5 protein-coding genes are annotated in these 3,735 nt (G+C 42.7%); 1 reads left to right on the top strand and 4 read right to left on the bottom strand.

Going from position 1 to position 3,735, the window contains the following annotated elements; translation table 11 throughout:
- The 4 genes from IH879_21290 to IH879_21275 all read right to left on the bottom strand — a co-directional run.
- Nucleotides 1-572, bottom strand: a 572-nt coding sequence (locus IH879_21290; GenBank protein MCH7677462.1) for a hypothetical protein, incomplete at its 3' end; no start/stop codon positions are given.
- 305 nt (nucleotides 573-877) lie between these two features.
- Complete coding sequence (locus tag IH879_21285; GenBank protein MCH7677461.1) at nucleotides 878-1,159, bottom strand: hypothetical protein; 282 nt, start codon at nucleotides 1,157-1,159, stop codon at nucleotides 878-880.
- 184 nt (nucleotides 1,160-1,343) lie between these two features.
- Nucleotides 1,344-1,664 (bottom strand): PTS sugar transporter subunit IIA, encoded by a 321-nt coding sequence (locus IH879_21280; protein ID MCH7677460.1) that lies wholly within the window; start codon nucleotides 1,662-1,664, stop codon nucleotides 1,344-1,346.
- A gap of 211 nt (nucleotides 1,665-1,875) precedes the next feature.
- Complete coding sequence (locus tag IH879_21275; protein MCH7677459.1) at nucleotides 1,876-2,778, bottom strand: MBL fold metallo-hydrolase; 903 nt, start codon at nucleotides 2,776-2,778, stop codon at nucleotides 1,876-1,878.
- A gap of 495 nt (nucleotides 2,779-3,273) precedes the next feature.
- Between IH879_21275 and IH879_21270 the strand changes: the two genes are divergently transcribed.
- The coding region (locus IH879_21270) for a leucine dehydrogenase (GenBank protein ID MCH7677458.1) at nucleotides 3,274-3,735 on the top strand (462 nt) is incomplete at its 3' end.

Below are 3,735 nucleotides of genomic sequence, written 5' to 3'. Positions count from 1 at the left end.
AGTAGATCATAAACTTTCAATTCAACATAGCTTGAGGTTGGAGTAAAATATGAAATACGAGTTGCAGGATTAAATGGATTTGGGTAGTTTTGTCGAAGGTACGAAGTTTGAGGGATAGTCGTTCCTGGCACGCCCTCTTCGACAGCAGTCACTAATGGTTTGCCAAGCTCATCCAAATCTTCTTTTGCTTGAGATAAGCTTCTGGTTCTCGTACAAATATTAGTTAAAAGAGAATCCCCTTGAGCAAAAGCATAGACCAGATAAGTCGAGCCTTGTTCAAAAGGAAACCCGCACATCCCGGATTGTGCAGCCGTGGTTACAGTAACCTCCCCTAAATCGACACCTTTCCAGGATGATTTCACTTCGAATTTTATTTTGTGAAAAAGAAACATCCCGCTTTGGTCCCTGTTTACAGGGGTCAAATCGATCACGCTTCCAATAAAGACCGCATCGCTTTTCTGCAGTTCTTCAGTTGGGGTGCCTGGGGGCGCACAGGTACAAGCGAGAATAAGATCAAAATGCAAAAAGACATTGAGCAAAATAGTAAATAAAGCTAATCCATTCTTTATCATGGCACACCTCCTCCTTTAGGTTGAAAAAGTTAGTTTTGATGATAAGTAACTCAAGATTGGGTTTTAAGAATGTAATGAAGTTTCTTTAGATTTGGTTCCAATTTAGTGTAAATGAAAAATGCAAAAACTTTGCCAAAAAATCCGGAAGTGAAAAGTTTTAATATAGACTTTAAAAAAATAAATACTTACGTGCTTAGTTCTTAAGGAATGATAGGCATCAAAATTTTGAGGATGTATCAGATTTCTGATGGCCACAGACCTGCGGATGCATAGTCTTTAGAGAGGATTCGTGCGATCTTAGTGACTTATTTCTTCTTAAATAAATCGTCCAGTTTCTTCAGCGCTTCATCTTTTTTTGAAGGCCCGGACGTCACTTCCCTCACGGCCTCAAAGTAATCGCAAAAATTGGCCATCTCTTTTTCTTTGACCCAGTCCGCTTGCGGCTCGCGGCACTGGTTGTGGGCGGCGGGATCATGAAATCGACAGTTAAGGCAGCAGTGCAGGTAGGAGGTGCATTTAGGGCAGGTGTCGTTGCGGCCCGGCTTCCTTTCAAGCTCAATCGTGGTTTGACAGTTGTAGCATTGCATCTTTTATACCGGCTTTATTTCCTTGAATGATACGAATTAAAGCTGTTTTTGTCAAGTGTGATAAATAGTAGAAGTGGGAATATACTCGTCTAATGCACCGTGATGCAGGGTGCTTATGTCTATTTGTGCCGGCTTTTCTTCCCCATGAGAACCGCGTTGCGCAAAGCCCTTTCATTTTTTGCTCTTAACCACCTTTTTTCAAAATGATGCTCTTGAACGATCTCGGCAATGGTTGACAAGGCGCGCAACAGTTATGCTCATCCTTGCTTCCTACAAGAGCAAAAACGGCATTGACCATCGGCGCCTTCTCTGAAAAATTGATGCCTTCGTTGCATCGGGCAAGCAGGATGTTGGCAGTATGTTTGCCGTCGAGAATGATATGAGGAATTGCTATACCAGGACTTATGGCCGTGCTGCCTGCTTTCTCTCTGTTGACTAATAATTTGAAAAGAATATCGGGCTTTTCATTTAATCTTTTGGACAACTTATTGGCGGTTAACGTCAAGAATTCTTCAAGCCAGGGCGATTACCAGAAAACCGGCAATGAAAATAGGAATATCAAGATGGGTTTCCATTCACATTCCTGATTAACAGACCTATTTCATTTCAAAATGTGAAACCCACAATTGAGATTCAACGATTTTTGCTTATAAAAAGAAACCCCAAAACGCGATGGTTTCAGGGTTTGTCTTTTTCCTAAAGAGTAAAAGAAGTTGCTATTTTGAAGAACTTTCTTTTGAGTAGCTGTTGTAAATGATTTCGATCCATCTATCGGTTTTGATAAAGCCGGTTCCCCAAGCATCCCATTTTGACGGCAACCCGGCGCTTTTGATTTCATCTAAATTTTTGCCTTCAGCCAATTGGTTGCGAACGAAGTCGGAGGTTTCGACCAGCATACCATGATATGCTTTCAAGTCATCGAGGGTTGAGAGCGGCCCGTGTCCCGGAATAATTTTTACATCCGCCGGAAGCCAATCAACCACTTTTTGGATATTTGCGGTAAGCCCCTGCACGCTGCCGCCGCTGCCCAAATCGACAAATGGAAACCGGCCCGAGAAAAAATCGTCGCCCATGTGCACGACATTTGCACCTTTGAAATAAATGACTGCATCGCCGTCGGTATGTCCATTTGGATAGTGCATGGCTTTTATTTCTTCACCGTTAAAATGGAGCGACAAAGAAACATCGAAAGTGATAATTGGCAAGGCTTCTTTTGGGCTTGGCTCAATTGTCCTTCCGAAAAGTTCTTGTGGGGTCGACAATCGGTTAAGCACATTTGTATGGGAGATAAGGGTGCCTTCTCCACCAAACACCGCGTTCCCACCCGTGTGATCGCCATGCCAATGGGTGTTGAGAATGAATTTTGGGCTGTCACCGCCTAAGTCTTTGATCGCGGTTTTAATTTTATCCGACAGTGGCGCATATTGATCATCGACCATTAAAACGCCGTCCTCGCCAACAGAAATACCGATGTTGCCGCCCCGGCCCTGCAGCATATAAATATTCCCCGCGACTTTCTCCGTTTTAATTTCGACATTGGAAAAATCTTGTTGCACGACCGCAAAGCTGGCGCCCAAAGCGAGCAAGATTAAGAAGATTAAAAAATATAATTTTTTCATGAAGTCCCTCCATTTTTAATTGATGATAAGACTTCTGCAAAAAGCGACGTTTTGTGTCAAATTCAATCTTTTTATGCATATTATTGATTTCATAGATTTTTAGCTATCGCTCGAAATGACAAATTAAGCTGTTTTGCAGAAGTCTAATTTAATTAATAAAAGATAGCAAAATTTCTTTCAGATTACAATCAAAAAATAAAACACCTTCGTTTGCGTGCAATCTATAGTAAAAACGGATACTTTTCCTAAATTCCTTTCAGTTGAAATTTAGTGTTCATATTTGTACTTTACAATCCGCAGATTTAATTTCTTTGATCAATTAAGAAAGATGAACAAGCTTCTAAAGCTACACCCACAAGAATTCATAAATTACCTTCTCGATCAGCAAATCAGCTGCTTCTTTTTTGTTTATAACCCAGAATCCAAGACGGTCATCGCGTCACACGAGCAGTTGCAGCCGATTGCTGAGTTTATCCAAAATGATGGCGGGATTTTATGCAGCACGAGGGTCTGTTTTTTCACATCACTAAAAACCACGATACGCTGCAGGGAGCTTTTGTCCACCGAACTTGCCGCGGACAAGGAGCCGGCGGCGTACGCTACTGGCAATACCCGACAATGGAGGATTATTTGAGAGATGGCTTGCGGTTGTCAAAAGGGATGACCCGTAAAAATGCACTTGCCGGTCTTTGGTGGGGTGGCGGCAAAGGCGTTATCGCGCATAATCCCGAAATAGAAAAAAGCAACCCGGAAATTCGAGCCTCGATTTACAAAGAATATGGCGATTTACTGACTTCAATTCGGGGCTGTTACGTCACTGCTGAAGATGTGGGGACGAACGTGGACGACATGGCTAATATCTTTTCGAGTACGAGGTTCACGACATGTATTCCCGGGCATTTAGGCGGCAGCGGCAATCCATCTGTCCCGACTGCCAGGGGGGTGATTTGCGGAATC

This window comes from candidate division KSB1 bacterium (genome assembly GCA_022562085.1).
In the GTDB taxonomy this organism is placed as follows: Bacteria; Zhuqueibacterota; Zhuqueibacteria; order Oceanimicrobiales; family Oceanimicrobiaceae; genus Oceanimicrobium.
This window is presented reverse-complemented; position numbering and strand designations above follow the sequence as displayed.

What these genes read in the sequence shown, in the direction of transcription:
- IH879_21275 (MCH7677459.1), bottom strand. Translation starts at nt 2,778, where the DNA reads ATGAAAAAATTATATTTTTTAATCTTCTTAATCTTGCTCGCTTTGGGC.
- IH879_21285 (MCH7677461.1), bottom strand. Translation starts at nt 1,159, where the DNA reads ATGCAATGCTACAACTGTCAAACCACGATTGAGCTTGAAAGGAAGCCG.